The organism is Streptomyces sp. NPDC032472, from assembly GCF_040636955.1.
GTDB lineage: Bacteria > Actinomycetota > Actinomycetes > Streptomycetales > Streptomycetaceae > Streptomyces.
Genome location: NZ_JBEZVK010000007.1, coordinates 103,315 through 128,588, shown reverse-complemented (window position 1 = coordinate 128,588; position 25,274 = coordinate 103,315). Strand labels below are relative to the sequence as shown.

The following is a 25,274-nucleotide window of genomic DNA, read 5'->3' as shown; positions in this document are numbered from 1 at the left end:
GGCTGAGGGATGGAATCGACTTACTGGTAAGGGAGTTATCGGTATGGGTCTGCACGTCATCGCAGGCGCCGGTGCGATCGGCACCGCCACCGCCCGTCTGCTCGCCGCCGCCGGGGAACAGGTCCGGATCGTCACCCGCAGCGGCGGCGGGCCCGAGCACCCGCTCGTCGAACGGGTCGCCGCCGACGTCACCGACACCGGGGCCGTCGCCGCTCTGCTCGACGGCGCGCGCACGCTCTACAACGCGGCCGCGCCGGCGTACCAGCACTGGCGGACGGAGTTCCCGCCGCTCGCCGCCTCGCTCCTCGCCGCCGCCGAGAAGGCCGGAACGGACCTCGTCATACTCGGCAACGTCTACGGGTACGGGGACACCCAGGAGGGCGCTGCGCTCACGGCCGACCTTCCCATGCGGCCCGTCTCCGACAAGGGCCGCGTCCGCGCCGCCATCTGGCAGGAGGCGTTCGCCGCGCACGAGGCCGGCAGGGTGCGGGTCGCCGAGGTCCGCGCGTCCGACTTCCTCGGCGCGACCGCGGTCGGCCTCCTCCCCCTCATGGTCGTGCCCGCCGTCCTCGCCGGCGAGCAGGTGGCGGCCCCGGTCGGCCTGGACGCCCCCCACGCCTGGTCCTACGTCGACGACGTCGCCCGCACCCTGATCGCGGTCGGCGCCCGGGAGGACACGTGGGGCCGGGCCTGGCACGTGCCCTCCACCTCCGAGCTGTCCGCCCGGGACCTGATGGCCCGCCTGGCCGAGATCGCCGGGGCGCCCGCCCCCCGCCTGCGGACCATGACCCCGCAGGAACTGGCCGCAGCGGTCGCCGCCGACGAGCTGATGGCCGAGCTCCCCGAGATGGCGTACCTCTTCGACCGACCGCTGCGCCTGGACGCCTCCGACACCGAGCGCCTGCTCGGCGTACGGGCCACCGCCCTGGACACCGTGCTCGGCGAGCTGGTCGGCCCGGTGCCGTGACCGCCCGGCCGGTTCGCTCGTGCGGGTGATGCGCCTACGGCCGCTGCCGGCGGGAGGTGCGGACCCGTCGCTTGCGATCCAGGCCGTAGGGGCCATGTGGCGGGTGCAGCTGCGCAGTTGAGGGCGGTTCGGCTCTGGTAACAGTGGGGCGCATGCCCTCCCGAACCCTGCCGTCGCTGTCGTTGCCGCTGTCGTGGCCCGTGTCCTGCGCCCTCGTGGCCGCGGCCCTGCTGGCGCCCGCCACGTCCGTCTCCGCCGACGACGGCTCCGGCTCCGGCTCCGGCTTCGGGCGGACCGTCGACTACCGCGGCCTGCGCCTGACCGTCCCCGGCGGCTGGAGGGTCGTCGACCTCGACCGGCATCCCGACGCCTGCCTGCGCCTGGACCTGCCCACCCTCTACCTCGGGCACGCCGGCACCCAGCGGGAGTGCACCGGCCGCGCCGTCCGCACCCGCGCCGACACCCTCCACCTGGAGCCGCTCGCCGGAGCCCCGCCGCGCGCCGACATCCCGACCGTACGGGTCGACGCGGTCGAGGGCGGCGGCGTACCGGGCCCGCCGGACAGCGACGGCCACGACGACAGCCACGAGGTCCGCTACGCCCTGCAGCGCCGCGGGCTGATGGCGACGGTCTCGTACGGGGACACCTCCGACGCCGTACGGGAGCTGCTGGCGCGCGCCCGTACGGTCCCCGCCGCCGCAGCAGCCGCAGACGGCGCCGCGCACACCACCCCCGCCCTGGCCGAGCCCGCGGTGGCCGCCGGCCCCGGACCGCAGCACGCCGCCGCCCCGCAGCCCTTCACCGGCACCGGCTTCGACACCTGCACCGCCCCGACCCAGAGCGCCATGGACGCCTGGCGGAGCGCATCCCCCTTCGGAGCCGTCGGCATCTACATCGGCGGCCGGGCCCGCGCCTGCGCCCAGCCGCAGCTCACCGCCGGCTGGGTGAAGCGGCAGACCGAGGCGGGCTGGCACCTGATGCCGCTGTGGGCAGGCCTGCAGCCCTGGCACAGCTCGACCACCGGCCTGTCCCCCGACCCCTCCGCCGCCAACGACCAGGGCAAGGCCGCCGCCGAAGGAGCCGCCCAGGCGGCCCGGGCGCTGGGCCTGCCCGAGGGGACGGTGCTCTACAACGACCTGGAAAGCTACACCGACCGCCAGACCTGGGACCCGCCGGTCGTGGCCTACCTCACCGCCTGGACGGTCCGGCTGCACGAGCTGGGCTACGGCGCCGGGGCCTACGTCTCGGCGAGTTCCGGGGCCCAGGCGCTCAGCATCCACTACGACCAGGCCCCGCAGGCCATGCCGGACGTGCTGTGGGCGGCGTCCTGGAACGGCCGGGCCGCGGTCGCCGACGCCGACATGGGCCTGCCCGAGGGGACCCACCAGTGGGCCGGGCGGCGCCGCGCCCACCAGTACCGGGGGGACTACGGGGCCACGTACGGCGGCGTCACGCTCACCATCGACCGCAGCTGGATCGACGTCGACCCGACCGACCCGGCCGCGCCGGTGTCCCCGGGCGGCCCGGCCGTACCCCGGATGCCCCCGATGCCTGCGGTGCCTGCGGTGCCGGGCGTCCCCGTCACCCCGAAGTGGCCGCTGACCCTGCCCGGCTAGGCGTTGCCGCCGTCCCCGTCCCCGTTCTCGTCCTCGTCTTCCCGCGGCGGCTCGTCGTCGTTGCCGCGGCGGAACGTGTGCAGCCCGCGCTCCGGCGTCCACGTGCGGACCACGAGCTCCTCGCCGTCGATGCCGATGTGGACGACCTCCGTCAGGTCCGCGTGGAACACGTGGGACGGGAACGGGTGCTCGGCCTGCGTCTCCTCCGCGTACCGGTGCAGCTCGGGCGGGTCCACCAGCTCGATCGCCCGCCCGGAGATCCGTACGTCGCCCTCGGCCATCGCGTCGTCCGGGCCGGGGTTGCTGTGCAGCGCGAAACGCGGGTCGCGCTGCAGGTCCCGGGCCTTGAGCGAGCCCGCCATCATGCCGAGCCACAGCTCCCCGCCGCGGAACCCGACGCTCAGGCCGGTCAGCCGCGGGGAGCCGTCCTTGCGGAGGGTGGCGAGGACGTGGTGGGGGAACGCGGCGAAGCGGGCCCGGACGGCCGCCGCGAACTCCGGTTCCCGTTCCTCGAACGCTGCCCAGTTGTTCGTCGTCATACGTCCATCAAAGCGCGTGCGGCGGGCGGCGGCCGGTCAGGCGCGCACGATGCCCGCCGCCCGCGCCGCCGCCAGCCAGGCCGGGAACTCCCCGACCAGGCGGTCGTACAGCACCCCGTCGGGTACGGTCCGCGGGTCCGGGCCGGCGTGGAAGTAGCCCGCGTTGTCCACCACCCGGTACCGCGGCACGGGGAGTTCGTCGAGCCGGCGCAGGAAGTCGAACTGGCTGCTGCGGGTGTTGCCGAAGCCGACGAACTGCCAGAAGAGGGGCAACCGGGCCGCCTTGCACAGGTACCGCTCCGCGGCGGGGCGGCTGACGGGGCCGCCGTCCGTCTGGAAGAGGACAAGGGCGGGTTTCGCGGTGCCGGAGTCCAGGTAGTGGTCGATGACCGCGTCCATCGCGGCGTGGTACGAGGTCTTGCCCATGTGGCCGAGGCGGGAGGCGATCTCCGCGACGCGGCCCTCGTGGCCGGCGAGGGGGATCTCCTCGACGGCGTCGACGTCGGTGGAGAAGAACACCACCGGGACGCGGGCGTCGTCGTCCAGGTGCGCCGCCAGGCCGAGGACGCGGTCGGCGAAGGCCTGCACCGTGCCGTCGCGGTAGTACGGGCGCATCGACCCGGAGTAGTCCAGGACCAGGTAGACGGCGGCCCGGCCGCCGTGCAGCCCGTGTCGGCGGAGGGAGGCGCCGGCGTGCTTGTAGAGGTCCACCAGCGCCGGTGCCGTCTGCTCGACCTTGCGGAGGTCGATCGCACTGCCGTTGCCGCTGCCGTCGCCGCCCGTCATGGCCCGAGGGTACGTGAGCCGGCCCGGCCCCCGCCCCCGAAGCCGGACACCGGGGCGGCCGTAGGCAGCCCTGCCGCCCGGCGGGCCGGGGTTCCCTGGGGCTCCGCCCCGGACCCCGCGCCTCAATCGCCGGCGGGGCTGGAGGTGCCGGGCTCCCGTTTCAGGCGTCGGGGAAGCCCGCTCCGGTCTCGCCGGTGTGCCGGGGGAGGCCTGCCAAGGGCGTTCTGGCCTTGTCCGCGTGCGGTGTGGATACCGCAGCCAGGGCTTCCGCCCGGGGAATCCAGCCTCGCCGGCGTTTGAGGCGCGGGGTTCGGGGCGGAGCCCCGGGCTTTGAGCCTCGCCGGCGTTGGAGGCGGGCGGGGGCCGGGGCGGAGCTCCGGGATACGGAGAAAGGGCGGGGCGGGGACTGGCTCCGCGCAGCGGGGCGGAGCCGGAGGGCAGGCGGGTGCCGGCGGCCCGGGGGGAACGGGCTGGTCAGGCGGGCGGGAGATCGCGAAGAATGGCCGCATGAGCCCCGCCCCCGCACCCGGAAACCCGGTTCGAGCCCGGTCCTTCGACGCCGCGGCCCCGCTGTACGCGGCCCACCGCCCCGGTTACCCCCGCGAACTCCTCGACGCCGTCGAGGAACTCGCCGGCCGCCCGCTCCGCGGATCCCGCGTGGCCGACGTCGGCGCCGGCACCGGCATCGCCACCGCCCTCCTGCACGCCCGCGGCGCCGACGTCCTCGCCGTCGAGCCCGGCGACGGCATGGCCGCCGAGTTCCGGCGCGCCCACCCGGACATCCCGATCGTGCGCGGCGACGGCGACCGCCTCCCGCTCGCCGACGCCGTCTGCGACTTCCTGACGTACGCCCAGGCCTGGCACTGGACCGACCCCGACCGGTCCGTCCCCGAGGCCCGGCGCGTCCTGCGGCCCGGCGGGGCGCTCGCGCTGTGGTGGAACGACCTGGACACCACCGTCCCCTGGATCGCCGAGCAGGACGCCCGCCTCGCCGCCTTCTTCGGCCAAGCCGCGACCCTGGGCCCCCACCCCGTCCGCGGTCTGCCCGCCGAGCTCGCGTTCACCACCCGCCGGGTGCGGTGGTCGCGGCGGATCCCGCTCGACGCGCACCTGGCGAACCATGCCAGCCACTCGGCGTTCCTGGTCCTGGGCGCGGCCGGCACGCGGGAGTTCATGGACGCCGAACGGGCCCGGCTGAGCCCGCTCTTCCCCGACGGCACGGTCGAGGAGCGGTACCTCGTCACCGTCAGCGTGGCCGTCGTATGAGACGGGCGGCGGGGCTGCCGGCCCTGCCCGTCCCGCTCGCCGCGCTCGTCGTGCTCGGGGGCGTCGGGCTGACGGGGTGCACGGCCGGGGCCGGGGTGCGGTACTCGGAGGACTACGAGAAGCACGAACCGCTGCGGGTGGAGGGCTACCCCTCGGCAGGGTCGCTGCGGGTGGTCCAGGAGGTCGTCTGGCGGATCGGGGACGGCGAGGCGGGGGCGCTGGCCTCGCTGGGGAGCAGTGACAGCTCGGCGGGGGAGCGGGAGCGGGCCGCGAAGCGGTGGGTGGCGGAGTACCGGCGTGGTGCCGGGGGGCCGGTCACGGCGTCGTTCTGCGGGCCGGGGGACGAGCGGCAGGTGGTGACGCTGCGGTTCGGGACGACGGGCCAGACCAAGGTCCTGCACGTCCGCCTCGACGGCCCGGGCGGGGAGTCCGGCTGGCGCGTCCGCCTCCTGGCCGACGAGGCTCCGGAGTCGCCGCCGGCCGCCTGCCCGTAGCAGGGCTCCGGGCCGTGCCCCCTCCTCCCGGTGCAACGCCTCAAGGGCCGGCGGGGCTGTGCCGCCCCCCGGCACGGCAGGGTTTGCGGGACGCCTGTCCCAGGGTTCGGCGGAGCCGGGATTGCCCTTCGGGCGCCTTCGAAGCGGGGGCCACCTCCGACCGCCCCTTTCGAAGCGGGGGGTGGGCAATCCAAGCCTCGCCGGCGTTTGAGGCGCGGGGTCTGGGGCGGAGCCCCTGGGGGCACCTCCCAGCGGTAGCTGGGGGAGGAACCCGGCTCCGCCGGGCACCGGGCTCTGCCCGGGCCCTCCCCCGGGCTCTGCCCGGGCCCTCCCCCGGGCTCTGCCCGGGCCCTCCCCCGGGCTCTGCCCGGGCCCTCCCCCGGACTCCGTCCGGGGGGACCCCCACTCAAACGCCGGCGAGGCTGAATTCACCGGACCCGGCTTCGGAAGCCGGGTTGCGGGATGCCGGGGGTCGGCGGAGCCGGCGAGGGTCAGACGGGGTCGGGCGGGAGGATCGTGGCGCGGCAGGCGGCTGGGGTGCCCCAGGCGTTGCGGAGGGGGCGGGCCTTGCGGAGCCACAGGGACAGGTCCAGTTCCTCCGTGTAGCCGACCGCGCCGTGGATCTGGAGTGCGGTCAGGGCCGCCGCGTAGGCCGCCTCCCCGGACCTCAGCTTCGCCGCGGCTGTGTCGGCCGGAGCGAGGGAGAGGGCTGCCGCCCAGAGCAGGGGGCGGGCGAACTCCAGCGCCAGGTACGTGTCCGCCAGGCGGTGTTTGACCGCCTGGAAGCCGCCGATCGGCATGCCGAACTGCGTGCGCTGCTTCGCGTACTCCACCGTCCGCTCCAGCAGCGTCTCGCCGACGCCCTGGCACTGGGCGGCGGTCAGCAGCCGGGCCCAGTCGGCCGCGGTCCGGGCGGCCGCGAGGACGTGCGGGCCCGCCGCCAGGAGTTCCCCCGCCCCGACGCTCGGGAGTGACAACCTGCGGGTCGGGTCCGTCGAGCGGATCGGGGGGCCCGACGCCGCGCCCGGGGTCACGCGGAGTTCGCCCGCCGGCGACACCGTGAAGCAGTGCGCGGCGGCGTCCGCGTCCAGGGCGTACCGACCGCCACTGCCGGGCACGGTCAGCGTGGCCACCGCCTCGCCCGCCACCAGGGCCGGAACGAACCGCTTGGCCAAGGCCCCGTCCCCCAGCCGCCCCAGCAGCACCGCGGCCGCGGCCGTCTCCACCACCGGACCCGGCATCCCGGCCCGGCCCACCTCCACCAGCGCCACGGCCAGCTCCACCGGCAGCAGGCCGACCCCCTCGTACGCCTCCTCCGCGGCAGCCGCGAAGAGCCCGGCTGCGGCCAGCCGCCCCCACACGGCCCGCCCCGGCGCATGGTCCCCGGCCGCCCAGGCCCGTGCCGCGGCCGGGACCTGCGCGCCGCCCAACAGCCCGCGCAGGGTGCGGGCGAAGTCCGACTGCTCCTCGGTCGGCAGGAATCGCATCAGCGGCGGCCCTTCGGCAGGCCGAGCAGCCGCTCGGCGATGATGTCGCGCTGGATCTCGTTCGTGCCCGCATAGATCGGCCCGGCCAGGGAGAAGAGCCACGGCTCCGCCCAGGCCCCGTCCGCCAGCTCCGCGTCCGGGCCCAGCAGGTCCAGCGCGGTCTCGTGCAGGGCGATGTCGTACTGCGACCAGAACACCTTGTTCAGGCTGGACTCGGCGCCGATCCGGGTCCCCGCCGCGATCCGGGCCGCGCCGGCCCAGGTGAACAGCTCGTACGCGCGCGCCCCGACCACCGCGTCCGCGACCCGGTCCCGCAGCGCCGTGTCCGCGGGATCCCCGGCGGCCCGCCACAGCTCCAGCAGCCGGCCGGCCGCGGCCAGGTACCGGCCGGGGGAGCGCAGGGTCAGCCCGCGCTCGTTGCCGGTCGTCGACATGGCGATCCGCCAGCCCTGCCCCGGCTCCCCGATGACGTCCTCGTCGGGTACGAACACCTCGTCGAGGAACAGCTCCGCGAAGGCCGGCTTGCCGTCGAGGCGGCCGATGGGCCGCACCGTCACGCCCGGCGCCCGCAGGTCGAACATCAGGTAGGTCAGGCCCCGGTGGGGCTCGGCGGCCGCCGGGTCCGTACGGAAGATGCCGAAGGCGCGGTCCGCGAACGCCGCCCGCGAGGACCACGTCTTCTGCCCGGACAGCAGCCAGCCGCCCTCGGTGCGCTCGGCCCGCGACCGCAGCGAGGCCAGGTCGGAGCCGGCCTCCGGCTCGGACCAGGCCTGCGCCCACACCACCTCGCCGCTCGCCATCGGCGGCAGGACGCGGGCCCGCTGCTCGGGGGTCGCGTACTCGAAGAGGGTCGGCGCCAGCAGGCTGATGCCGTTCTGCGAGACCCGGCCCGGCGCGCCCGCCGCCCAGTACTCCTCCTCGAAGACCAGCCACCGCTCCAGGTCCGCGCCCCGGCCCCCGTACTCCTCGGGCCAGGACACCACCGACCAGCGGTCCGCGTGCAGGTGCGCCTCCCACGCGCGGTGTGCGGCGAAGCCCTCCGCCGTCTCCAGCGAGGGCAGGGGGGCGCGTGGGACGTGGCGGGCGAGCCACTTCCGGGCCTCGGCCCGAAAGGCCTCGACCTCCGCCGTGTGGGTCAGGTCCATCGGTGCTCGCCTCCGCTTCCCTAACAAGTGTTTGGTAGGTTAACTTGCGACTGTCGGCGAGTCGAGACGAACACCAAGAGCCATCGGCCAGGCGTACGAGCCAAGAGGAATCAGGAGGCAGCCCGTTGAACGCCACAGTCCCCGCCCCCGCCCCCGTCCCCGGACACGGGCTGCTGCAGGGCCGGTCCGCCGTCGTCACGGCCGCCGCCGGAGCCGGGATCGGCGGGGCCACCGCCCGCCGCTTCCTCGAGGAGGGCGCCCGCGTCGTCCTCGGCGATGCCCACGCCCGCCGCCTGAAGGAGACCGAGGAGGCGCTCGCCGCCGAGTTCGGCGCGGACCGGGTCGCCTCCCTGCCCTGCGACGTCACCGACGAGGCCCAGGTCCAGGCCCTGTTCGCGCACGCCGAGCGCACCCACGGCCGCCTCGACGCCGTCGTCAACAACGCCGGGCTCGGCGGCACCGCCCCCCTCGCCGACATGACCGACGAGCAGTGGGGCAGGGTCCTCGACGTCACCCTGAACGGCACCTTCCGCTGCACCCGCGCCGCCCTGCGCTCCTTCCGCGCCGCCGCCCCCCGGGGCAGCGGCGGCGGCGTCATCGTCAACAACGCCTCCGTCATCGGCTGGCGCGCCCAGGCCGGCCAGGCCCACTACGCCGCCGCCAAGGCCGGGGTGATGGCCCTGACCCGCTGCGCGGCGCTGGAGGCGGCCGAGTTCGGCGTACGGGTCAACGCGGTGGCCCCCAGCCTCGCCATGCACCCGCACCTGGCCAAGGTCACCAGCGAGGAGCTGCTGCAGGAGCTGACGGCCCGCGAGGCCTTCGGCCGGTACGCCGAGCCGTGGGAGGTCGCCAACGTCATCGTCTTCCTGGCCAGCGGCTACTCCTCGTACATGACCGGCGAGACCGTCTCCGTCAGCAGCCAGCGCGCCTAGGCCGAGAATGGGCGCGTGCCAACGAACAAGCCGACCAGCAAGCCGACCGGCAAGCCGACCAGCAGGGCAGCCGCGTCCGAGAAGAGCGCCGTGACGCCCCCGGCCGAGCGGCGCCGCGAGCTCCTCGACACCGCGGCCGAGGTCTTCGCCGCCCAGGGCTACAACGCCACCACCGTCCGCAAGATCGCCGACGCCGCCGGCATGCTCGCCGGCAGCCTCTACTACCACTTCGATTCCAAGGAATCGATGCTCGACGAGATCCTCTCCACCTTCCTCGGCGAGCTGTGGGAGGGCTACGACGCCGTCCTCGCCGCCGGCCTCGGCCCGCGCGAGACCATCGAGGCCCTCGTCACCGAGTCCTTCCGCGAGATCGACCGGCACCGCGCCGCCGTCGCGATCTACCAGAAGGAGTCCCGCCACCTGGCCGCACAGCCCCGCTTCCACTACCTGTCCGAGTCCCAGGCGAAGTTCGAGAAGGCCTGGCTCGGCACCCTGGAGCGCGGGGTCGCCGACCGGGTCTTCCGCGCCGACCTCGACATCCGCCTCACCTACCGCTTCGTGCGCGACACGGTGTGGGTGGCGGCGTCCTGGTACCGGCCCGGAGGGCAGCACAGCCCCGAGGAGATCGCCCGCCAGTACCTGTCGATGGTCCTGGACGGGATCGCCGTACGCAGCTGACCGACCGGGCGCGACCCGCGCCCCACCCGTCGAAGGAGCCCCCGATGCCCGAGGCCTACATAGTCGAAGCGGTACGCACCCCCGTGGGGCGGCGCGGGGGAGGCCTGTCCGCCGTCCACCCGGCCGACCTCGGCGCGCACGTCCTGACCGCCCTGGTCGAGCGCAGCGGGATCGACCCGGTGGCCGTCGACGACGTGGTCTTCGGCTGCCTGGACGCGGTGGGCCCGCAGGCCGGGGACATCGCCCGCACTGCCTGGCTGGCGGCCGGCCTGCCGCAGGAGGTGCCGGGGGTGACGGTGGACCGCCAGTGCGGCTCCTCCCAGCAGGCCGTCCACTTCGCGGCGCAGGGCGTGCTCTCCGGCACCCAGGACCTCGTCGTCGCGGGCGGCACCCAGAACATGTCGATGATCCCGATCGCCTTCGCTTCCCGGCAGGCGGCCGAGCCCTTGGGCCTGACCGAGGGCCCGTACGCGGGCAGCAGCGGCTGGCGCGCCCGGTACGGGGACGCGCCCGTCAACCAGTTCCACGGCGCCCAGCTGATCGCGCAGAAGTGGGGCATCTCCCGCCGCGACATGGAGGAGTTCGCCCTGCGCTCCCACCAGAGGGCCGTCCGCGCCCTCGACGAGGGCCGCTTCGTCCGCGAGACCGTCCCGTACGGGGACGTCACCGCCGACGAGGGCCCCCGCCGGGACACCACCCTGGAGAAGATGGCCGCCCTGAAGCCGGTCCTGGAGGGCGGCACCATCACCGCGGCGGTCTCCTCGCAGGTCTCCGACGGCGCGGCCGCGATGCTGATCGCCTCCGAGCGGGCCGTCGCCGAGCACGGCCTGCGGCCGCGGGCCCGCATCCACCACCTGTCGGTCCGCGGCGAGGACCCCATCCGCATGCTGTCGGCGCCGATCCCCGCCACGGCCCACGCCCTGAAGAAGACGGGCCTGTCGCTGGACGACATCGACCTGGTGGAGATCAACGAGGCCTTCGCCCCCGTCGTCCTGGCCTGGCTGAAGGAGACCGGGGCCGACCCCGACCGGGTCAACGCCAACGGCGGCGCGATCGCCCTGGGCCACCCGCTGGGGGCGACCGGGGTGAAGCTCATGACCACGCTGCTGCACGAGCTGGAGCGCACCGGCGGCCGCTACGGCCTGCAGACGATGTGCGAGGGCGGCGGGCAGGCCAATGTGACCGTCATCGAGCGCCTGTGAGCGCGGACGGCAGGATCTGCCGGGGGCCCTCCGCCCCCGGCCCCGTCGATGTGTGCTAGCTTTGGGGCGTTGCAGTTGTGGTACCCATGAACCTTATGTGCGCCTGACGGGAATGTTCCTCAGGCGCTTTTATTGTTTTTTGCCGGAATCACCGGTTGGGGCCCTCGCCGCCTATTCAGGAGATTCCCATGGCACTTGGCACCGTTAAGTGGTTCAACTCGGAAAAGGGCTTCGGCTTCATCGAGCAGGACGGCGGCGGCCCTGACGTCTTCGCCCACTACTCGAACATCGCCACCCAGGGTTTCCGTGAGCTCACCGAGGGCCAGCGCGTTTCCTTCGACGTCACCCAGGGCCAGAAGGGCCCGCAGGCCGAGAACATCCTGCCTGCCTGACGCATCCAGCATGCCGGGGTCCGCACCGCGAGGTGCGGACCCCGGCATGTCTGCTGTCTCGACCTAGTTCCACCTGTCGGTTTCAGGAAGGCCTTGCCGCATGACCAGCTCCAGCTCCGCACGTTCCGGCCGCCGACCCGCCCGGGGCCGAGGTGCGGCACAGGGACGTCCGAAGACTGGCGCCGCACGACAGAAGTCCGCGCCGGCCCCCGCCCGCCCGCAGGAATTCACCATGCCCGAGCCCGTGGTCCCGCCGCTGCCGCCGGCCGCCGCCTTCGAGGACATGGACCTGCCCGAGGCGCTGCTGAAGACCCTCGCCGCCCAGGGCGTCACCGAGCCCTTCCCGATCCAGGCCGCGACCCTGCCGAACTCCCTCGCCGGGCGCGACCTGCTCGGCCGCGGCCGCACCGGCTCCGGCAAGACCCTCGCCTTCGGCCTGGCCCTGCTCGCCCGCACCGCCGGCCGCCGCGCCCAGCCGAAGGCTCCGCTCGCGCTGGTCCTCGTACCGACCCGCGAACTGGCCCAGCAGGTCACCGACGCGCTCACCCCGTACGCCACCGCCGTCCACCTGCGTCTCGCGACCGTCGTCGGCGGCATGTCGATCAACCGGCAGGCGGGCGCGCTGCGCCGCGGCGCCGAGGTGCTCGTCGCCACGCCGGGCCGGCTGAAGGACCTCATCGACCGCGGCGACGCCGTCCTCGACCAGGTCTCGATCACGGTCCTCGACGAGGCCGACCAGATGACCGACATGGGCTTCATGCCGCAGGTCACCGCCCTGCTCCAGCAGGTCGAGCCGGGCGGCCAGCGGCTGCTGTTCTCGGCGACCCTGGACAAGAACGTCGACAAGCTCGTCAGGATGTTCCTCAGCGACCCGGTCGGCCACTCCGTCGACCCGTCCGCCGGCGCGGTCACCACCATGGAGCACCACGTCCTGTACGTGATGGACGAGACCGACAAGAAGGCCGTCGCCACGCGCATCGCGGCCCGCGACGGCCGCGTGATCATGTTCGTGGACACCAAGCGCGGCGTCGACCGCATGGTCAAGCGGCTGCAGGCCGACGGCGTGCGCGCCTCCGGCCTGCACGGCGGGCGCTCGCAGCCGCAGCGCAACCGGACCCTGGACTGGTTCAAGACGGGCGAGGTCACCGCGCTGATCGCGACCAACGTGGCCGCCCGCGGCATCCACATCGACGACCTCGACCTCGTCGTGAACGTGGACCCGCCCACCGACCACAAGGACTACCTGCACCGCGGCGGCCGCACCGCCCGCGCCGGCGAGTCCGGCAGCGTGGTCACCCTGGTCCTGCCCGACCAGAAGCGCGACATGTCGCGCCTGATGGCCGACGCCGGGATCTCCCCGCACACCGCGCAGATCAAGTCCTCCGACGAGGAACTGGCCCGGCTCACCGGCGCCCGGCAGCCCTCGGGCGTCCCTGTGGTCCTGGAGGTGCCCCAGCCCACCCCGCCGAAGCCGCGCAGCGGCGGCGGCAGCGGCCGCTCCGGCTCGGGCGGTGGCGGACGCCGCCGCTCCGGAGGCGGCGGCGGGCAGGGCGGCCAGAGCGGGCAGGGCGGCGGCCAGACCGGCCGCGGCGGCTCCCGCACCGGCGCGGCCGGCGCCTCGGCCCCCGCCTCCGGCGGCCGCGGCCGCCGCTCCGGCTCCGGTTCCTCCGGCTCCGGGCAGGCGCCCGCCTCCTCCGGGTCGGGCCAGTCCCGGCGCGGCCAGGGCTCCGGCTCCGCCGGCCAGTCCCGGCGCGGTACGGGCGGCTCCGCCTCCGGCGGCGGCGCGGCCGCGGCCTCGGCGCGCAGCCGGGTCGGCGCGGCCGGTCAGGGCCGCCGCCGGGCGGTCTGACCCCCCGCCCCTCGCGGGCGTACGGATGACGGGGCCGGGCGGCGCGTGCAGCGCCGCCCGGCCCCGTGCCGTTCCCGTCCCGCGAACCCTCGGGGCTAGCGGACCAGCTTGCCCTGGAGCTTCGACAGCGTCCGCAGGTCCAGACCCAGACCGTCCGTCAGATAGCCGTAGAAGCTCCCGTAATCGGCCTCCAGCTGCGCCGTCGCGGCGTCCAGGTAGTCCTGGCGGACCTCCTGGAGCGGGATCAGCAGGTCCGGGTTCTGCATCCGGCCCGACTGCTTCAGGCCCGCGCGCACCTGGGCGTCGTACGCCGCCCGGAAGGTGTTCGAGGCCAGGTAGTCGCTCTCGGCCGTCTCCTGCGGCACGGCCAGCGCCCGCAGCAGGACGTAACTCATCCACCCCGTCCGGTCCTTCCCCGAGGTGCAGTGGTAGAGCAGCGGACCCTGGTTGCCGTCCGCGATCTCCCGCAGGGTCGCCGCGAACTGCGCCCGGTTCTGGGGGTTCGTCACGAAGGTGCGGTAGACGTCGCGCATGTAGGCCTCGGCCCGCCCGCCGCCGAGCATCTGCTCCTGCTTCACGGGGTCGCCGCTGGTGATCACGGTGACCAGCGTGCCGTACAGGCCCAGGTCGCTGACCGGGCGGGAGGTGGGGGTGAGCCCCGGCGGCAGCCTGTCGGCGCCGTCGTACTGGACCTCCATCGGGATGCGGAAGTCCACGGCCTTCGTGAGGCCCAGACCGGCGACGGTGGTGATGTCCGCCGCGGTCAGCCTGCTCAGTGCGTCGGAGCGGTAGACCAGCCCCTGGCGGACCTGTCCGCCGGTGTACGTGTGGTACCCGCCGAGGTCGCGGACGTTGACGGCGCCCTGGAGGGGGATCTGCCGAATCGTTTCCGCGGCGGTGGCGGCGGCAACGGCCGGCTGCCGGTGCCGGTGCTGCGCGGGGGAGGCCGGCGCCGCGGCGTACGCGGCGCTCGGCACGGCCGCGGCGGCGAGGGCGGTGCAGGCGAGGACCGCGCTCACCAGGCGGTTTCGGGCACGTCTCATCGGTGGCGACTCCTAGGGATCGGAAGGGATCACCCTGGTGGTGGCAGGGTGGCGGACCCGTGCAGCTGTTCCAGTCGTGCCAGCACGGCGTGTGCTTCGGCCATGACGCGGCCGACGAGCTCCGCGCACGACGGCAGATCCTCGATCACCCCCGCGACCTGGCCCGATGCCATGACACCGAGGTCCGTACGGCCCTCGACCATGGACGCCTTCAGGAGCATGGGCGTGTTCGCGGCGAGCAGGACCTGGCTCCATGACAGGTCCTTGCCGTGTTTCATCGCGAGCCCGTCGCGCACCATCCGCGGCCACGACAGACCCGACACCTTCCGGAACGCCGCCGCGTGCCGCACCGCCCGCAGCAGCGCCCGGGCCCGGCCCGCCCGCTCCAGCGAGGCCACCAGCTCGGTGCGCAGCATCCGGTGCGGCAGCCCGTCGACGGCCGTCGTGACGGTGACGTCCTTGACGCCGGCCGCCAGGTAGCGGGCCTTGACGGCGTCCGGCACGGTCGAGTCGGACGTCAGCAGGAAGCGGGTGCCCATCGCGATGCCCGCCGCCCCGTACGACAGCGCCGCGACCAGCCCGCGCCCGTCGTGGAAGCCGCCCGCCGCGACCACCGGGATCCCGACGGCGTCCACGACCTGCGGCAGCAGCACCGTCGTCGCCACGTCCCCCGTGTGCCCGCCGCCCTCGCCGCCCTGCACGATCACCGCGTCCGCACCCCAGGCCGCGACCTTCTCGGCGTGCCGGCGCGCCCCGACCGACGGGATCACCACCACGCCCGCGTCCTTCAGCCGGGCGATCAGCTCCGCCGACGGCGCCAGCGCGAACGACGCGACCCGCACGCCCTCCTCGACGATCAGCCGGGCCCGCTCGGCCGCGTCCCCGGCGTCCGCCCGCAGATTCACCCCGAACGGCGCGCCCGTACGGGACTTGACCTCCCGCACCGCCGCCCGCAGCTGCGGCAGCGTCATCGTCGCCGAGGCCAGGATGCCCAGGGCGCCCGCCTCGGCCGCCGCCGTGACCAGCCGCGGCCCGGCCACCCAGCCCATCCCCGTCTGCACGATCGGATGCCGGATTCCGACCAGCGCGGTCAGTGCCGTCTCCACCGCCTCAGCCCCGCACTTCCCGCTCGCGCAGGCCCGCCGGATCGAGCACCTCGCGGATCAGGCGCAGCTCCTCGTCCGTCGGCTCGCGCGTGTACGGGACCGGATCGGGCTCGGCCAGGGCGAACCCGGTGGCCGCCCGCACCTGTTCGACCGTGACGCCCGGGTGGAGCGAGGCCAGCCGCATCGACCGGTCGGGCGTCGCGAAGTCGAACACCCCGAGGTCGCTGACCACCCGCGGCAGCCGGTGGAACCGCGTCACCCCGGCCGCCGCGGCCCGGTCGTGGCCGACCCCGCTGACCATGTCGACCCGCTCCACGAACACCCGGGGCGAATGCCGCGGCACCCAGTAGCTCACCGGGTTGTTGAGCGTGTTGACCGGCGCGCCCCGCACCCCCAGGAGCTGGCGGGAGGGCCGCTCCCAGTCGCCGATGCAGGAGATGTTCTGGTTGCCGTACCGGTCGAGCTGGCTCGCGCCCATCATCACGTGCCGCCGGCCGCCGGTGACCATCGTCAGGTGGCGCCGGTACGGGAGCCAGCCCTCCACCTCTCCGTCCGGGCCGACCAGCATCGCCTCGCCGTCGGTCAGCAGCAGCCCGGGGGAGAAGGTCCGCCGCGCGAGCCGGGCCCCGAGGGAGGGGATCAGGCCCATCGGGCTCGCGAGCACCTCGCCGTCGCCGCGCCAGGCCTCGGCGCAGGCGATGACGCAGTACTCGGCGCGGGTGACGGGGGCGCGGGTGCCGGTGCGGGTGCCGGTGTCCGTGTCGGGCGTGCTCACTGCCGGACCTCCTTCTGCTGCTCCTCGTGCCAGGCGCGTATGGCGCTCTGGTAGGCGTGCTCGCCGGGCCCGGACAGGAAGCGGGCGGCGAACTCGGGCCAGGGGGTGGTGGCGTACAGCTTCTGGAAGGCCTCGTCGCGCCCGTAGTCGGGGACGCAGGAGGTGAAGTGCGCGCCGTTCGGGGTCTCGACGACCCCGGTGACGCTGTGCCGGCTGACCAGCAGGGACTGCGGGGGGCCGGCCTTGGCGAGGTCGGCGGTCCCGACGAGCTGCTCGCAGGAGACGTACGCGGTGTCGGCGGCCTCGCAGAACAGGTCGTCGAAGTACGGGTCGGGGCCGAGGTACTGGCCGTTGCCGAGCCGGTCGGCGCGGCTGAGGTGGACCAGGGCGGCGTCCATCCGCAGGGCGGGGACCGCCACCAGCTCCTCGCCGTCCTCGTACGGGGAGGTCACGGTCCGCAGCTGCGGGTTGACCCGCATGACGTCGGAGCCGAGGCCGGCGCGGACGGGCAGGAAGGGCAGCCGGTTGGCGGCGGCGTGCAGGCCCCACATGAACATGGCCTCGTCGAGCTCGGTCAGGGTGAGGGCGCCGCTCTCGCGGGCGGCCCGGAAGTGCGGCTCCAGCGGGATCGAGTCGAGCGTGGCGAAGGGGGCCACGAGGTGGCGGATCCGGCCGGCGGCCGCGAGCAGGCCGACGTCGGGTCCGCCGTACGAGACCACGGTGAGATCGGTGATCTCGGAGCGGAGCAGCGCCCGCACCAGGGCCATGGGCTTGCGCCGCGAGCCCCAGCCGCCGATGCCCAGGGTCATCCCGCTGCGCAGCCGCCCGACGACCTCCTCGGGCGTCATGGTCTTGTCGGGGGTGGCGGATCCGGTGCCGGTGGCGGTCATCGTGGGCCTGCCTTTCCGAAGGTGTCGCGGACCCGGTCGGCCACCCCGCTGAGGTTGGCCTCGAAGGTGAACCCCTGCTCGAAGCGGTAGCTGCGGCGCACGTCCACCGGGTCGATGCCGTTGATGGCCGCCTTGGCCAGCCGCAGCAGGTACCCGTCCTTGCGCGCGATCTCGGCGGCGAGCGCGAGCGCGGCCGTGCGCAGCTCCGCCCGCGGCACCACCTGCCAGACCGAGCCGTGCGCGTGCAGCTCGGCGGCGGTGGCGGTGCGCGAGGTGTAGTACAGGGTGCGCATCAGGTGCTGGGGGACCAGCCGGGCCAGGTGGGTGGCGGCGCCGAGCGCGCCCCGGTCGAGCTCGGGCAGGCCGAAGACGGCGTCGTCGGAGGCGACGATCGCGTCCGCGTTGCCGACGAGCCCGATACCGCCGCCCAGGCAGAACCCGTGCACGGCCGCGACGACGGGCACCTCGCACTCGTACACGGCGGCGAAGGCCTCGTAGCAGCCGCGGTTGGCGCCGATCAGCCGGGAGCGGCCGGTGTCGCGCTGCATCTCCTTGATGTCGACGCCGGCGTTGAAGCCGCGGCCCTCGGCGGCCAGGACGACGCAGCGGTGCTCGGGGTCCCGGCCGGCCGCGCGCAGGGCGTCGGCGAGCTCGTACCAGCCCTGGACGGGGAGGGCGTTGACGGGTGGGAAGTCGACTGTGACGAGTGCGATGCCCTTGCCGGGGTTCGAGGTGGAGACACCCATGACCGGATCAGCTACCTTTCCACCAAACGTTTGTTAGGTGAGGTTGTCAGGTGAGGAAGGTAGCAGCCCATGGAGCTCGACGGGAGGGTTCTCGACGGGAGGGTTGCCGTCGTCACCGGCGGGACGCGGGGCGTCGGAGCCGGCATCGCCCGCTCGTTCCTGGAGGCGGGCGCGCAGGTCGTCCTGTGCGCCCGCCGGCCGCCGAAGGAGCCGGTCGCGGCCGCCGGGCGCGAGGCCTCGTACCTCCCGGCCGACCTGCGCGACCCGGCCGCGGCCGAGGGCCTCTTCGCGTCGGTGGCCCGTCGCCACGGCCGGCTCGACTGCCTGGTCAACAACGCGGGCGGCACCCCGTACCGGCCGCTGGGGGAGGGCGGCGCCGAGCGGCACGCCCGGATCGTCGAGCTGAACCTGCTGGCCCCGATGACCGCCTCGCTGGCGGCGTACCCGCTGCTGCGGGCGGCCCGCGGCTCGGTGGTGATGATCGGCAGCGTCAGCGGCACCCGGCCCTCTCCCGGCACGGCGGCCTACGGGGCGGCGAAGGCCGGGCTGGAGCACCTCGCCCGCTCCATGGCGGTCGAGTGGGCGCCCGAGGTACGGGTGAACACGCTGGTGCTCGGCATGGTGCGGACCGAACTGGCGCACCTGCACTACGGCGACGAGCAGGGCATCGCCGCGGTGGCGGCGACGGTCCCGCTCGGACGGCTGGCGGAGCCGGCCGATGTCGGGGCTGCGGCGGTGTTCCTGGCCTCGCAGCAGGCGCAGTACGTGAGCGGGGCGAGCCTGCTCGTGCACGGCGGCGGGGAGCGGCCGGCGTTCCTGGACGCGGCAACGGTCAACAAGGAGGCCTGAGATGGGCACGGACAGGGACATGGACGCGGACACGGACATGGACACGGACACGGAGAGGGGTGCGGGTGTGGGCGAGGGGATGGCGCAGGGGCGGGTCGTCGTGGTGACGGGGGCCGGGCGGGGGCTCGGGCGGGCCCACGCGCTGGCGTTCGCGGCGGAGGGCGCGAAGGTCGTCGTCAACGACCTCGGGGTGGGCCTTGACGGGCTGCCCGGCCCGGACGGCCCGGCGGCGCAGGTCGTCGCGGAGATCCGCGCGCGGGGCGGGGAGGCGGTGGCGCACGGCGGGGACATCGCCACCGCGCAGGGGGCGGCCTCGCTGGTCGACTGCGCGCTCAGCGCCTTCGGCCGGCTGGACACCCTGGTCAACAACGCGGGCTTCCTGCGCGACCGGATGCTCGTCAACCTCACGGAGGCCGACTGGGACGCCGTGCTCCGGGTCCACCTCAAGGGCCACTTCCTGCCCCTGAAGCACGCCGCCGAGCACTGGCGCGCCGAGGCGAAGGCGGGCCGGCCGGTCGCGGCGCGCGTGGTGAACACCTCGTCGGGGGCGGGCCTGGCCGGCTCCGTCGGGCAGGGGTCCTACAGCGCGGCCAAGGCCGGCATCCTCGGGCTGACCCTGGTCGCGGCCGCCGAGCTGGGCCGGTACGGGGTGCAGGTGAACGCGATCGCCCCGGCGGCCCGGACCCGGATGACCGAGGAGGTCTTCGCCCAGACCATGGCGGCGCCGGAGGCAGGGGAGTTCGACGCGATGGCCCCGGAGAACGTGTCACCGCTGGTGGTGTGGCTCGGCAGCGCGGCCTCGGCCGGGGTCACGGGGCGGGTCTTCGAGGCGGAGGGCGGCCGGATCACGGTGATGGAGGGCTGGCAGCGCGGCCCCACCGCCGAACGGGGCGCCCGCTGGAGCCCGGCCGAGGCGGGGGAGGCGGCCGCGAAGCTGCTCGCGGCGGCCCGGGCCCCGCACCCGGTGTACGGGGCGTCGTAGGTCAGGGGGATTCGGCCAGGCGGGCCGCCGCGCGGAGCTGGCGTGTGTTCGAGCCGCGCAGGAAGCGGATCACCGTCTCCAGTTCCTCCGTGGTGAACTCCTCGCACAGCTCGGCGACCTCGCGCGCCCAGTCCTCGAACACCGGCCGGATCGCGTCGAGCTGCTCCGGCAGGGCCTCCACCAGCACCCGCCGCTTGTCCGTCGGGTGCTTGACCCGGCGGACGTAGCCCTTGCGCTCCAGCCGGTCGACCAGGCCCGTCACCGAGGCGGGTGCCAGCCCCGAGTGCTCGGACAGCTCCTTCGCGGTCAGCGGCCCGCGCCGCTGGAGCAGGTCCAGCGTCTTGGTCTCGGTCGCGCTCAGGCCCTGCCGGGCCGCGGCCGCCTCGTGGAAGACGATGGTCGCCGCGCTCGTCTCCCGGCCCGTGCGGTTGAGCTCGGCCAGCACCTCGGCCCGGCGCGGGGTCTCCTTCTCGTCGCTCATGGGAACACCGTACCAACTCTTTAGTTCGCTCGAACGAAAGAGTTGCGATCAGGCGCGCCTCCGTGCAAGTCTTTCGTTCGGACGAACGAAAGACTTCCCGTGTGGCTGGAGGCCGCCATGACTTCGACACCGACACCGACACCGACACCGCCAACGACAGCGAGGTCGAGCCCGACTCCGTATCCGCGCCGCTGGGCGGCGGCCGTGGTCATGATGGTCGCCGCGCTCATGGACCTGCTCGACGTGACCATCGTCAACGTCGCCATCCCCTCCATCGGCCGCGAGCTGCACGCCTCCCAGAGCGCCCTGCAGTGGCTCGTCTCCGCCTACCTCCTCGGCTTCGCCGCCACCCTGATCGTCTCCGGCCACCTCGGCGACCGCTACGGCCGCAAGACCCTCTTCCTCGCCGGAACCGCCGGCTTCGGCCTCGCGAGCCTCGGCTGCGGCATCGCCCAGAGCCCCGGCCCGCTCATCGCCGCCCGCGCCGTGCAGGGCGTCATGGCCGCGCTGCTGATGCCGCAGGTCCTCGGCTCCTTCCGTACCCTCTTCCACGGCAGGGAGCGCGGCGCCGTCTTCGGCATGTACGGGGCCGTCGCCGGCTTCGCCTCCGCCGTCGGACTGCTGCTCGGCGGCCTGCTCACCGACGCCGACCTGTTCGGCTGGGGCTGGCGGTCGGTCTTCCTCGTCAACGTGCCCGTCGCCCTCGCCGCGCTCGCGGCCGGAGCCGTCCTCGTCCCCGCCACCCGCGAGCGCGGCGCAGGCCGCCCCGACCTGCTCGGCAGCCTCGTCCTCGCGGGCGGCCTGATCGCCGTCGTGCTGCCGCTCGTGCAGGGCGAGGCGAACGGCTGGCCGCTGTGGGGCTGGCTGTGCCTGGCCGCCGGCGTCCTCGCCGTGTCCGGCCTCGGCGTGGTCGAGGCGCGCCGCCGCGGAGCGAGGGTGCCGTTGCTGCCCGCCCGCGCCTTCCGCCTGCCCGCCTTCTCCGTCGGCCTCGCCGTCCAACTGCTCTTCGCCGTCGGCATGCAGGGCTTCTTCCTGGTCTTCGCGATCTGGCTCCAGGGCAGCCAGCACTACACCCCGATGGAGGCCGGCGTCCTCACCGTCGCCTTCTCCGCCGGCGGCTTCCTCACCGCGCCCGCCGCCGATGCGCTCGCGGTGCGATTCGGCCGCCTCGTACTGGCCGCCGGGGCGCTGACGATGGCGGGCGGCTTCGCCGCGGTCTGGTACGCGGTCCCCTCGGCCGGGGAGGAGGCTGCGGGGGCCGCCGCGGGGGTCGGCCCGGTCGGGGCCTGGCCGCTCGTTCCCGGCCTGCTTCTCGCGGGCGCCGGGCTCGGCTTCCTCGTCGTACCGCTGGTCAACGTCGTCCTGTCGGCCGTCCCCGCCGACATCGCGGGCGGCGCCTCCGGGATCTTCTCCACCGCCCAGCAGTTCGGCGGCGCCCTCGGTGCGGCGGTCATCGGCAGCGTCTTCTTCGGGGCCCTCGCCGACGGCGGCCCCACCCATGCGCTGACCGCCGCGATGCCGTGGGTCTGCGCCGGGTTCCTGGTGTGCGCCCTGCTCTGCCTCGCGCTGCCCCGCACGGCGGTCTCTCCGGAAGGTGAAGCGGAAGCCGAAGCGGAGGCGGCGGCGGAGCCCGCGGCCGCGTGAGGCACCCCCGGCCCGCGAAACGGCCCCGGCCCCCTGGCGAGGGGTCGGGGCCGGCCCGGCATTCGTGCGATGGAGTATCACTACCCACCCCGGCCACCGCCTGAACCGCGCCCCCCGCTACGAGTTGCGCCTGCACCGGCAGGTCCCCGCCCCCGCTGCCGCCCGCCGCCCTGCGCGCCCTAGGTGTCGCACTCCAGGACCGTGCGGCACAGGGCGCAGCGGGCCCGCAGAGCTCCTGCCACCAGTACGCGGAGCCGCTGTTCGCACACCGGGCAGCAGAAGCTCACCCGCAGCTGCCCGCCGCGGCGCTCGAAGCGGTATCCGGCCCCGGGCGCGGCGGTGCCGGCGGCGCGGTCGCGCAGGTAGCGGCGCCGCTGCGTACGGTCCGCGGCCGCGAGAGGGGCCCGGCGCAGGTCCCGCTCCGCGAGCGCGCGCCCGCGCACGTAGGCCTCGTACGCCTGCGGGCTGGTGAACCAGGCGGACAGGTCCTCGCCGAGCAGCAGCGCCCGCTTGCCGAGGACGTAGCCGAACTCCTCCGGGGTGAGGTAGCCGAGCCTCTGGCTGCCGAGGCGGTCCTCGCGGTAGGCGTCCAGGAGCAGCCAGCCGACGCCCAGGTAGGCGGCGGCCGTGTCGGTGAGGATCTCGTTGTCGGGGGTGAGGGGGAAGCGCAGGCCCAGCCGGTGCAGCAGCACGTGCGTGACCTCGTGGGCCAGGGCGGCCGCCAGATCGCGGCGGTGGGTGCGGAAGCGGTCGTTGACCTCGACGAAGTACTCGGGCCCCGCTGCCAGTTCGACGGTGGCCGCCTCCGGCATGGACCGGAACGCGACCACCATCCGGGCGTCGGGCAGCCGCAGCGCCGCCACGACCGCCGAGGCCACGCGGTGCGCGCCGAGGTGGAGGTCGTCGGCGGCCGTGAAGGCGGCGTCGGCGGGGGAGAGGGGGACGGCGTAGGAGCGCAGCCCGTCGGCCGGCAGCCGCCGCAGCAGCGCGGGGATCGCGGCGCGGACGGTCGCGAGGTGCGGAAAGCCGTGCTCGACCGGGCCGGTCGCGGCCGCGACGCGCCTCATCGCGCACGCCCCTCGGCACCTGGCGCTCAGGTTGTCCGAAAAGGGGTCCTTGAGCCCCGGCCGACCGAGGGTATGACATGTACAAGTCATTCACCCGATGACGCCGCACCGCCAACCCCCCACGAAAGGCAGTGTGTTGACCGTGTCCACCCTCGGCACCCTCCTCAAGCGCACCCTCGCCGTCGGCGCCGTCGCCCTCGCGGCCGTCAGCCTCCAGCCCGGCAGCGCCGGCGCAGCCCCCGCCCCCGTCGTCGGCGGCACGCGCGCCGCGCAGGGCGAGTTCCCCTTCATGGTCCGGCTCTCCATGGGCTGCGGCGGCGCCCTCTACACCCAGCAGATCGTCCTCACCGCCGCCCACTGCGTGAACGGCTCCGGCAACAACACCTCCATCACCGCCACCGCCGGAGTCGTCGACCTCAACAGCTCCAGCGCCATCAAGGTCAAGTCCACCAAGGTCCTGCAGGCCCCCGGCTACAACGGGCAGGGCAAGGACTGGGCCCTGATCAAGCTCGCCAAGCCGGTCAACCTGCCCACGCTCAAGATCGCGGACACCAAGGCCTACGACAACGGCACCTTCACCGTCGCCGGCTGGGGCGCCGCCCGCGAAGGCGGCGGCCAGCAGCGGTACCTGCTCAAGGCCACCGTTCCGTTCGTCTCCGACGCCGCCTGCCAGAGCGCGTACGGCAGCTCCCTCGTCCCCGCCGAGGAGATATGCGCCGGCTACGACCAGGGCGGCGTCGACACCTGCCAGGGCGACTCCGGCGGGCCCATGTTCCGCCGCGACAACAGCAACGCCTGGATCCAGGTCGGGATCGTCAGCTGGGGCGAGGGGTGCGCGCGGGCCGGCTACCCCGGCGTCTACACCGAGGTGTCCACCTTCGCCGCCGACATCAAGGCCGCCGCGGCCGGCCTCTGACCTCCCGGCCGCGCCCTTCCGGCCCCCGCGCGACACGGGGCCGGAGGGACCCGGCCCCCGGCCCGGATCCCGGCCCAGCGCCCACCCGGGCCCCCGGCCCTGGGTCCGGCCCGGTGCCGGGCTCGCCGCCCCCTGCCCGAACGTCCGGGCGGGGGGCGGTGGTGTGGGGGCCCCGGGCCCCGCCGGGCAGCACGGCCCAGGCATCGTGATCGCCACCACCTTCGACCTCGACGGGCACGTCACGCGGCGCTCTGCGGCGGAGCGTCCGCCGCCACCCTGAAGGACGCCGCCCCGACGCCCCGGGTTGCCCGGGCCCCACCCCGGCGTTCCGCCTGACGCCGCGCGAGGGGGCAACTTCCCACGCCCCGGCCGACTCGGGCCCGCATGCGGGTCCCGGGTCCCGGCGTCTGTCCCCCGCCCCGCCCCTTCCCGAAACCGGACTCCGCCCGGACCCCCGGCCGCAACCCCCGACGGGCCGACCCCTCAGGCCCCGCGCACCCCGGGGCCTCGACCCCCAGCCCCCCGCGCCTCAATCGCCGGCGGGGCTGAAGGACGGGGCTCCGCCCGCGGCCGCTTCGCACCTTGTTCGCGGGCGCGGCTCAAAGACCGGGGCTCCGCCCCGGACCCCGCGCCTCAAACGCCGGCGGGGCTGGAAAATCCAGCCCGCGCGGCGTTTGAGCGCACCGGCGCGAAGCGCCCGGGACGGTTGCCCGGCCGCGCGGCGTAGCGCACTGGGCGTCGGGCCGGATGCCGTGCTGCGGCACCGTCCAGCCCGCGCGGCGTTTGAGCGCGCCGGGCGCGGAGCGGCCGGAGGCGGGACGGTTCGGGCCGTGCACCCCCAGAGGCGCACACGGTTCCGGCCACATCCGCGGCCGCCGGCTCGGCCCCGTTACGTACAGGCCGGCCGGCGGGGCGGGGCGGCGGGGCCGCGGGGTTGCCCCCGGGCCGGGACGGGGACTGCGGGCCGGGCGGGTCGGGATCCATGGGGGCCGCGGCCGGAAAACGTTCACGCCGTCTCACTGGACGACTGCCCCCGCCCCCGCCCCGGCCTGCCACGTAAGCTCAACCACCATGAACAACAGCCACCCCGACGCGCCCGACGAGAACGTCACCGCAGAGCTCGCCCGCCTGCGCGACAGCATCGACAACATCGACGCCGCCGTGGTCCACATGCTCGCCGAACGCTTCAAGTGCACCCAGCAGGTCGGCCACCTCAAGGCCAAGCACCACCTGCCCCCGGCCGACCCCAACCGCGAGGCCAGCCAGATCGCCCGCCTGCGCCAGCTCGCCGAGAGCGCCAAGCTCGACCCGGCGTTCGCCGAGAAGCTCCTGAACTTCATCATCGCCGAAGTGATCAGGCACCACGAGACGATCGCTGCGCGCGAAGACTAGAAGGAACCAGAGGGGCCGGGCCCACCCTTC

25 protein-coding genes are annotated in these 25,274 nt (G+C 74.9%); 14 read left to right on the top strand and 11 right to left on the bottom strand.

Going from position 1 to position 25,274, the window contains the following annotated elements:
* Positions 1-43 precede the first annotated feature (43 nt).
* Positions 44-967, top strand: a complete 924-nt coding sequence (locus tag AB0F11_RS06680; RefSeq protein WP_362169119.1) for an NAD-dependent epimerase/dehydratase family protein — start codon at positions 44-46, stop codon at positions 965-967.
* Positions 968-1,119: 152 nt separating this feature from the next.
* A complete protein-coding gene (locus AB0F11_RS06675; protein ID WP_362169117.1) occupies positions 1,120-2,583 on the top strand; it encodes a DUF1906 domain-containing protein in 1,464 nt (487 codons plus the stop codon).
* Here AB0F11_RS06675 and AB0F11_RS06670 read toward each other — a convergent pair.
* Together AB0F11_RS06670 and AB0F11_RS06665 are read right to left on the bottom strand one after the other, a co-directional pair.
* Positions 2,580-3,122: a pyridoxamine 5'-phosphate oxidase family protein gene (locus tag AB0F11_RS06670; protein ID WP_362169115.1), complete on the bottom strand. Its 543-nt coding sequence runs from the start codon at positions 3,120-3,122 to the stop codon at positions 2,580-2,582. The two genes, AB0F11_RS06675 and AB0F11_RS06670, sit on opposite strands and share 4 nt — an antisense overlap.
* Positions 3,123-3,158: 36 nt before the next feature.
* Positions 3,159-3,908, bottom strand: coding sequence for a VWA domain-containing protein (locus tag AB0F11_RS06665; RefSeq protein WP_362169114.1), 750 nt, complete (start codon positions 3,906-3,908; stop codon positions 3,159-3,161).
* A 507-nt stretch (positions 3,909-4,415) separates the two neighbouring features.
* Between AB0F11_RS06665 and AB0F11_RS06660 the strand changes: the two genes are divergently transcribed.
* Positions 4,416-5,174: a class I SAM-dependent methyltransferase gene (locus AB0F11_RS06660; RefSeq protein ID WP_362169113.1), complete on the top strand. Its 759-nt coding sequence runs from the start codon at positions 4,416-4,418 to the stop codon at positions 5,172-5,174.
* Positions 5,171-5,668, top strand: a complete 498-nt coding sequence (locus AB0F11_RS06655; RefSeq protein WP_362169112.1) for a hypothetical protein — start codon at positions 5,171-5,173, stop codon at positions 5,666-5,668. Before AB0F11_RS06660 ends, AB0F11_RS06655 begins: the two co-directional genes overlap by 4 nt.
* A 491-nt stretch (positions 5,669-6,159) precedes the next feature.
* On the opposite strand, the gene AB0F11_RS06650 is transcribed toward AB0F11_RS06655, so the two are convergent.
* Both AB0F11_RS06650 and AB0F11_RS06645 read right to left on the bottom strand, forming a co-directional pair.
* Positions 6,160-7,155, bottom strand: a complete 996-nt coding sequence (locus AB0F11_RS06650) for an acyl-CoA dehydrogenase family protein (protein WP_362169111.1) — start codon at positions 7,153-7,155, stop codon at positions 6,160-6,162.
* The gene (locus AB0F11_RS06645) at positions 7,155-8,300 is read right to left on the bottom strand and encodes an acyl-CoA dehydrogenase family protein (RefSeq protein WP_362169110.1); all 1,146 of its coding nucleotides are present in this window, start codon (positions 8,298-8,300) and stop codon (positions 7,155-7,157) included. The genes AB0F11_RS06650 and AB0F11_RS06645 overlap by 1 nt, the downstream gene beginning before the upstream one ends.
* Positions 8,301-8,425: 125 nt before the next feature.
* On the opposite strand from AB0F11_RS06645, the gene AB0F11_RS06640 reads away from it, so the two are divergent.
* From AB0F11_RS06640 to AB0F11_RS06620, 5 genes are all read left to right on the top strand, one after another.
* Positions 8,426-9,232 carry an SDR family oxidoreductase gene (locus AB0F11_RS06640; RefSeq protein ID WP_362169109.1) on the top strand — a complete coding sequence of 269 codons (807 nt, stop codon included), beginning with the start codon at positions 8,426-8,428 and terminating at the stop codon, positions 9,230-9,232.
* A gap of 90 nt (positions 9,233-9,322) precedes the next feature.
* Entirely contained in the window at positions 9,323-9,910 is a 588-nt protein-coding gene (locus AB0F11_RS06635) for a TetR/AcrR family transcriptional regulator (RefSeq protein WP_362169216.1), read from the top strand.
* Between the two features lie 44 nt (positions 9,911-9,954).
* The gene (locus tag AB0F11_RS06630) at positions 9,955-11,112 is read left to right on the top strand and encodes an acetyl-CoA C-acetyltransferase (protein WP_362169108.1); all 1,158 of its coding nucleotides are present in this window, start codon (positions 9,955-9,957) and stop codon (positions 11,110-11,112) included.
* Positions 11,113-11,300: 188 nt separating this feature from the next.
* Positions 11,301-11,504: a cold-shock protein gene (locus tag AB0F11_RS06625; protein ID WP_008743912.1), complete on the top strand. Its 204-nt coding sequence runs from the start codon at positions 11,301-11,303 to the stop codon at positions 11,502-11,504.
* Positions 11,505-11,604: 100 nt separating this feature from the next.
* The gene (locus tag AB0F11_RS06620; RefSeq protein ID WP_362169106.1) at positions 11,605-13,353 is read left to right on the top strand and encodes a DEAD/DEAH box helicase; all 1,749 of its coding nucleotides are present in this window, start codon (positions 11,605-11,607) and stop codon (positions 13,351-13,353) included.
* A 95-nt stretch (positions 13,354-13,448) separates the two neighbouring features.
* Here the strand turns inward: AB0F11_RS06620 and AB0F11_RS06615 are convergent, their stop codons facing one another.
* The 5 genes from AB0F11_RS06615 to AB0F11_RS06595 are packed head-to-tail and all read right to left on the bottom strand — an operon-like array spanning position 13,449 to position 17,913.
* The gene (locus tag AB0F11_RS06615) at positions 13,449-14,396 is read right to left on the bottom strand and encodes a tyrosine-protein phosphatase (RefSeq protein ID WP_362169104.1); all 948 of its coding nucleotides are present in this window, start codon (positions 14,394-14,396) and stop codon (positions 13,449-13,451) included.
* 29 nt (positions 14,397-14,425) lie between these two features.
* Complete coding sequence (locus AB0F11_RS06610; protein WP_362169102.1) at positions 14,426-15,502, bottom strand: nitronate monooxygenase; 1,077 nt, start codon at positions 15,500-15,502, stop codon at positions 14,426-14,428.
* Positions 15,503-15,506: 4 nt separating this feature from the next.
* On the bottom strand, positions 15,507-16,277 hold the full coding sequence (locus tag AB0F11_RS06605) for a CoA-transferase (RefSeq protein WP_362169100.1): 771 nt from the start codon (positions 16,275-16,277) through the stop codon (positions 15,507-15,509).
* Positions 16,274-17,167 carry a CoA-transferase gene (locus tag AB0F11_RS06600; RefSeq protein ID WP_362169098.1) on the bottom strand — a complete coding sequence of 298 codons (894 nt, stop codon included), beginning with the start codon at positions 17,165-17,167 and terminating at the stop codon, positions 16,274-16,276. The genes AB0F11_RS06605 and AB0F11_RS06600 overlap by 4 nt, the downstream gene beginning before the upstream one ends.
* A complete protein-coding gene (locus AB0F11_RS06595; RefSeq protein ID WP_362169096.1) occupies positions 17,164-17,913 on the bottom strand; it encodes an enoyl-CoA hydratase family protein in 750 nt (249 codons plus the stop codon). The genes AB0F11_RS06600 and AB0F11_RS06595 overlap by 4 nt, the downstream gene beginning before the upstream one ends.
* Before the next feature lie 69 nt (positions 17,914-17,982).
* On the opposite strand from AB0F11_RS06595, the gene AB0F11_RS06590 reads away from it, so the two are divergent.
* Both AB0F11_RS06590 and AB0F11_RS06585 read left to right on the top strand, forming a co-directional pair.
* The gene (locus AB0F11_RS06590) at positions 17,983-18,762 is read left to right on the top strand and encodes an SDR family oxidoreductase (protein ID WP_362169094.1); all 780 of its coding nucleotides are present in this window, start codon (positions 17,983-17,985) and stop codon (positions 18,760-18,762) included.
* 37 nt (positions 18,763-18,799) lie between these two features.
* Positions 18,800-19,744, top strand: a complete 945-nt coding sequence (locus tag AB0F11_RS06585) for an SDR family oxidoreductase (RefSeq protein ID WP_362169215.1) — start codon at positions 18,800-18,802, stop codon at positions 19,742-19,744.
* 1 nt (position 19,745) lies between these two features.
* Here the strand turns inward: AB0F11_RS06585 and AB0F11_RS06580 are convergent, their stop codons facing one another.
* The gene (locus tag AB0F11_RS06580) at positions 19,746-20,225 is read right to left on the bottom strand and encodes a MarR family transcriptional regulator (protein ID WP_362169092.1); all 480 of its coding nucleotides are present in this window, start codon (positions 20,223-20,225) and stop codon (positions 19,746-19,748) included.
* A gap of 210 nt (positions 20,226-20,435) precedes the next feature.
* Here AB0F11_RS06580 and AB0F11_RS06575 point away from each other — a divergent pair, with 210 nt between their 5' ends.
* Entirely contained in the window at positions 20,436-21,869 is a 1,434-nt protein-coding gene (locus AB0F11_RS06575; protein ID WP_362169213.1) for an MFS transporter, read from the top strand.
* 179 nt (positions 21,870-22,048) lie between these two features.
* On the opposite strand, the gene AB0F11_RS06570 is transcribed toward AB0F11_RS06575, so the two are convergent.
* Positions 22,049-22,936 (bottom strand): hypothetical protein, encoded by an 888-nt coding sequence (locus AB0F11_RS06570; protein ID WP_362169090.1) that lies wholly within the window; start codon positions 22,934-22,936, stop codon positions 22,049-22,051.
* A 133-nt stretch (positions 22,937-23,069) separates the two neighbouring features.
* Here AB0F11_RS06570 and AB0F11_RS06565 point away from each other — a divergent pair, with 133 nt between their 5' ends.
* Both AB0F11_RS06565 and AB0F11_RS06560 read left to right on the top strand, forming a co-directional pair.
* The gene (locus AB0F11_RS06565) at positions 23,070-23,852 is read left to right on the top strand and encodes a serine protease (RefSeq protein ID WP_362169088.1); all 783 of its coding nucleotides are present in this window, start codon (positions 23,070-23,072) and stop codon (positions 23,850-23,852) included.
* Between the two features lie 1,071 nt (positions 23,853-24,923).
* Complete coding sequence (locus AB0F11_RS06560) at positions 24,924-25,244, top strand: chorismate mutase (RefSeq protein WP_362169086.1); 321 nt, start codon at positions 24,924-24,926, stop codon at positions 25,242-25,244.
* Positions 25,245-25,274: the final 30 nt, after the last annotated feature.

What these genes read in the sequence shown, in the direction of transcription:
- AB0F11_RS06670 (WP_362169115.1), bottom strand. Translation starts at nt 3,122, where the DNA reads ATGACGACGAACAACTGGGCAGCGTTCGAGGAACGGGAACCGGAGTTC.
- AB0F11_RS06630 (WP_362169108.1), top strand. Translation starts at nt 9,955, where the DNA reads ATGCCCGAGGCCTACATAGTCGAAGCGGTACGCACCCCCGTGGGGCGG.
- AB0F11_RS06585 (WP_362169215.1), top strand. Translation starts at nt 18,800, where the DNA reads ATGGACACGGACACGGAGAGGGGTGCGGGTGTGGGCGAGGGGATGGCG.
- AB0F11_RS06620 (WP_362169106.1), top strand. Translation starts at nt 11,605, where the DNA reads ATGACCAGCTCCAGCTCCGCACGTTCCGGCCGCCGACCCGCCCGGGGC.
- AB0F11_RS06650 (WP_362169111.1), bottom strand. Translation starts at nt 7,155, where the DNA reads ATGCGATTCCTGCCGACCGAGGAGCAGTCGGACTTCGCCCGCACCCTG.
- AB0F11_RS06570 (WP_362169090.1), bottom strand. Translation starts at nt 22,936, where the DNA reads ATGAGGCGCGTCGCGGCCGCGACCGGCCCGGTCGAGCACGGCTTTCCG.
- AB0F11_RS06675 (WP_362169117.1), top strand. Translation starts at nt 1,120, where the DNA reads ATGCCCTCCCGAACCCTGCCGTCGCTGTCGTTGCCGCTGTCGTGGCCC.
- AB0F11_RS06560 (WP_362169086.1), top strand. Translation starts at nt 24,924, where the DNA reads ATGAACAACAGCCACCCCGACGCGCCCGACGAGAACGTCACCGCAGAG.
- AB0F11_RS06580 (WP_362169092.1), bottom strand. Translation starts at nt 20,225, where the DNA reads ATGAGCGACGAGAAGGAGACCCCGCGCCGGGCCGAGGTGCTGGCCGAG.
- AB0F11_RS06665 (WP_362169114.1), bottom strand. Translation starts at nt 3,908, where the DNA reads ATGACGGGCGGCGACGGCAGCGGCAACGGCAGTGCGATCGACCTCCGC.
- AB0F11_RS06575 (WP_362169213.1), top strand. Translation starts at nt 20,436, where the DNA reads ATGATGGTCGCCGCGCTCATGGACCTGCTCGACGTGACCATCGTCAAC.
- AB0F11_RS06655 (WP_362169112.1), top strand. Translation starts at nt 5,171, where the DNA reads ATGAGACGGGCGGCGGGGCTGCCGGCCCTGCCCGTCCCGCTCGCCGCG.
- AB0F11_RS06625 (WP_008743912.1), top strand. Translation starts at nt 11,301, where the DNA reads ATGGCACTTGGCACCGTTAAGTGGTTCAACTCGGAAAAGGGCTTCGGC.
- AB0F11_RS06680 (WP_362169119.1), top strand. Translation starts at nt 44, where the DNA reads ATGGGTCTGCACGTCATCGCAGGCGCCGGTGCGATCGGCACCGCCACC.
- AB0F11_RS06645 (WP_362169110.1), bottom strand. Translation starts at nt 8,300, where the DNA reads ATGGACCTGACCCACACGGCGGAGGTCGAGGCCTTTCGGGCCGAGGCC.
- AB0F11_RS06590 (WP_362169094.1), top strand. Translation starts at nt 17,983, where the DNA reads ATGGAGCTCGACGGGAGGGTTCTCGACGGGAGGGTTGCCGTCGTCACC.
- AB0F11_RS06660 (WP_362169113.1), top strand. Translation starts at nt 4,416, where the DNA reads ATGAGCCCCGCCCCCGCACCCGGAAACCCGGTTCGAGCCCGGTCCTTC.
- AB0F11_RS06595 (WP_362169096.1), bottom strand. Translation starts at nt 17,913, where the DNA reads ATGGGTGTCTCCACCTCGAACCCCGGCAAGGGCATCGCACTCGTCACA.
- AB0F11_RS06600 (WP_362169098.1), bottom strand. Translation starts at nt 17,167, where the DNA reads ATGACCGCCACCGGCACCGGATCCGCCACCCCCGACAAGACCATGACG.
- AB0F11_RS06615 (WP_362169104.1), bottom strand. Translation starts at nt 14,396, where the DNA reads ATGAGACGTGCCCGAAACCGCCTGGTGAGCGCGGTCCTCGCCTGCACC.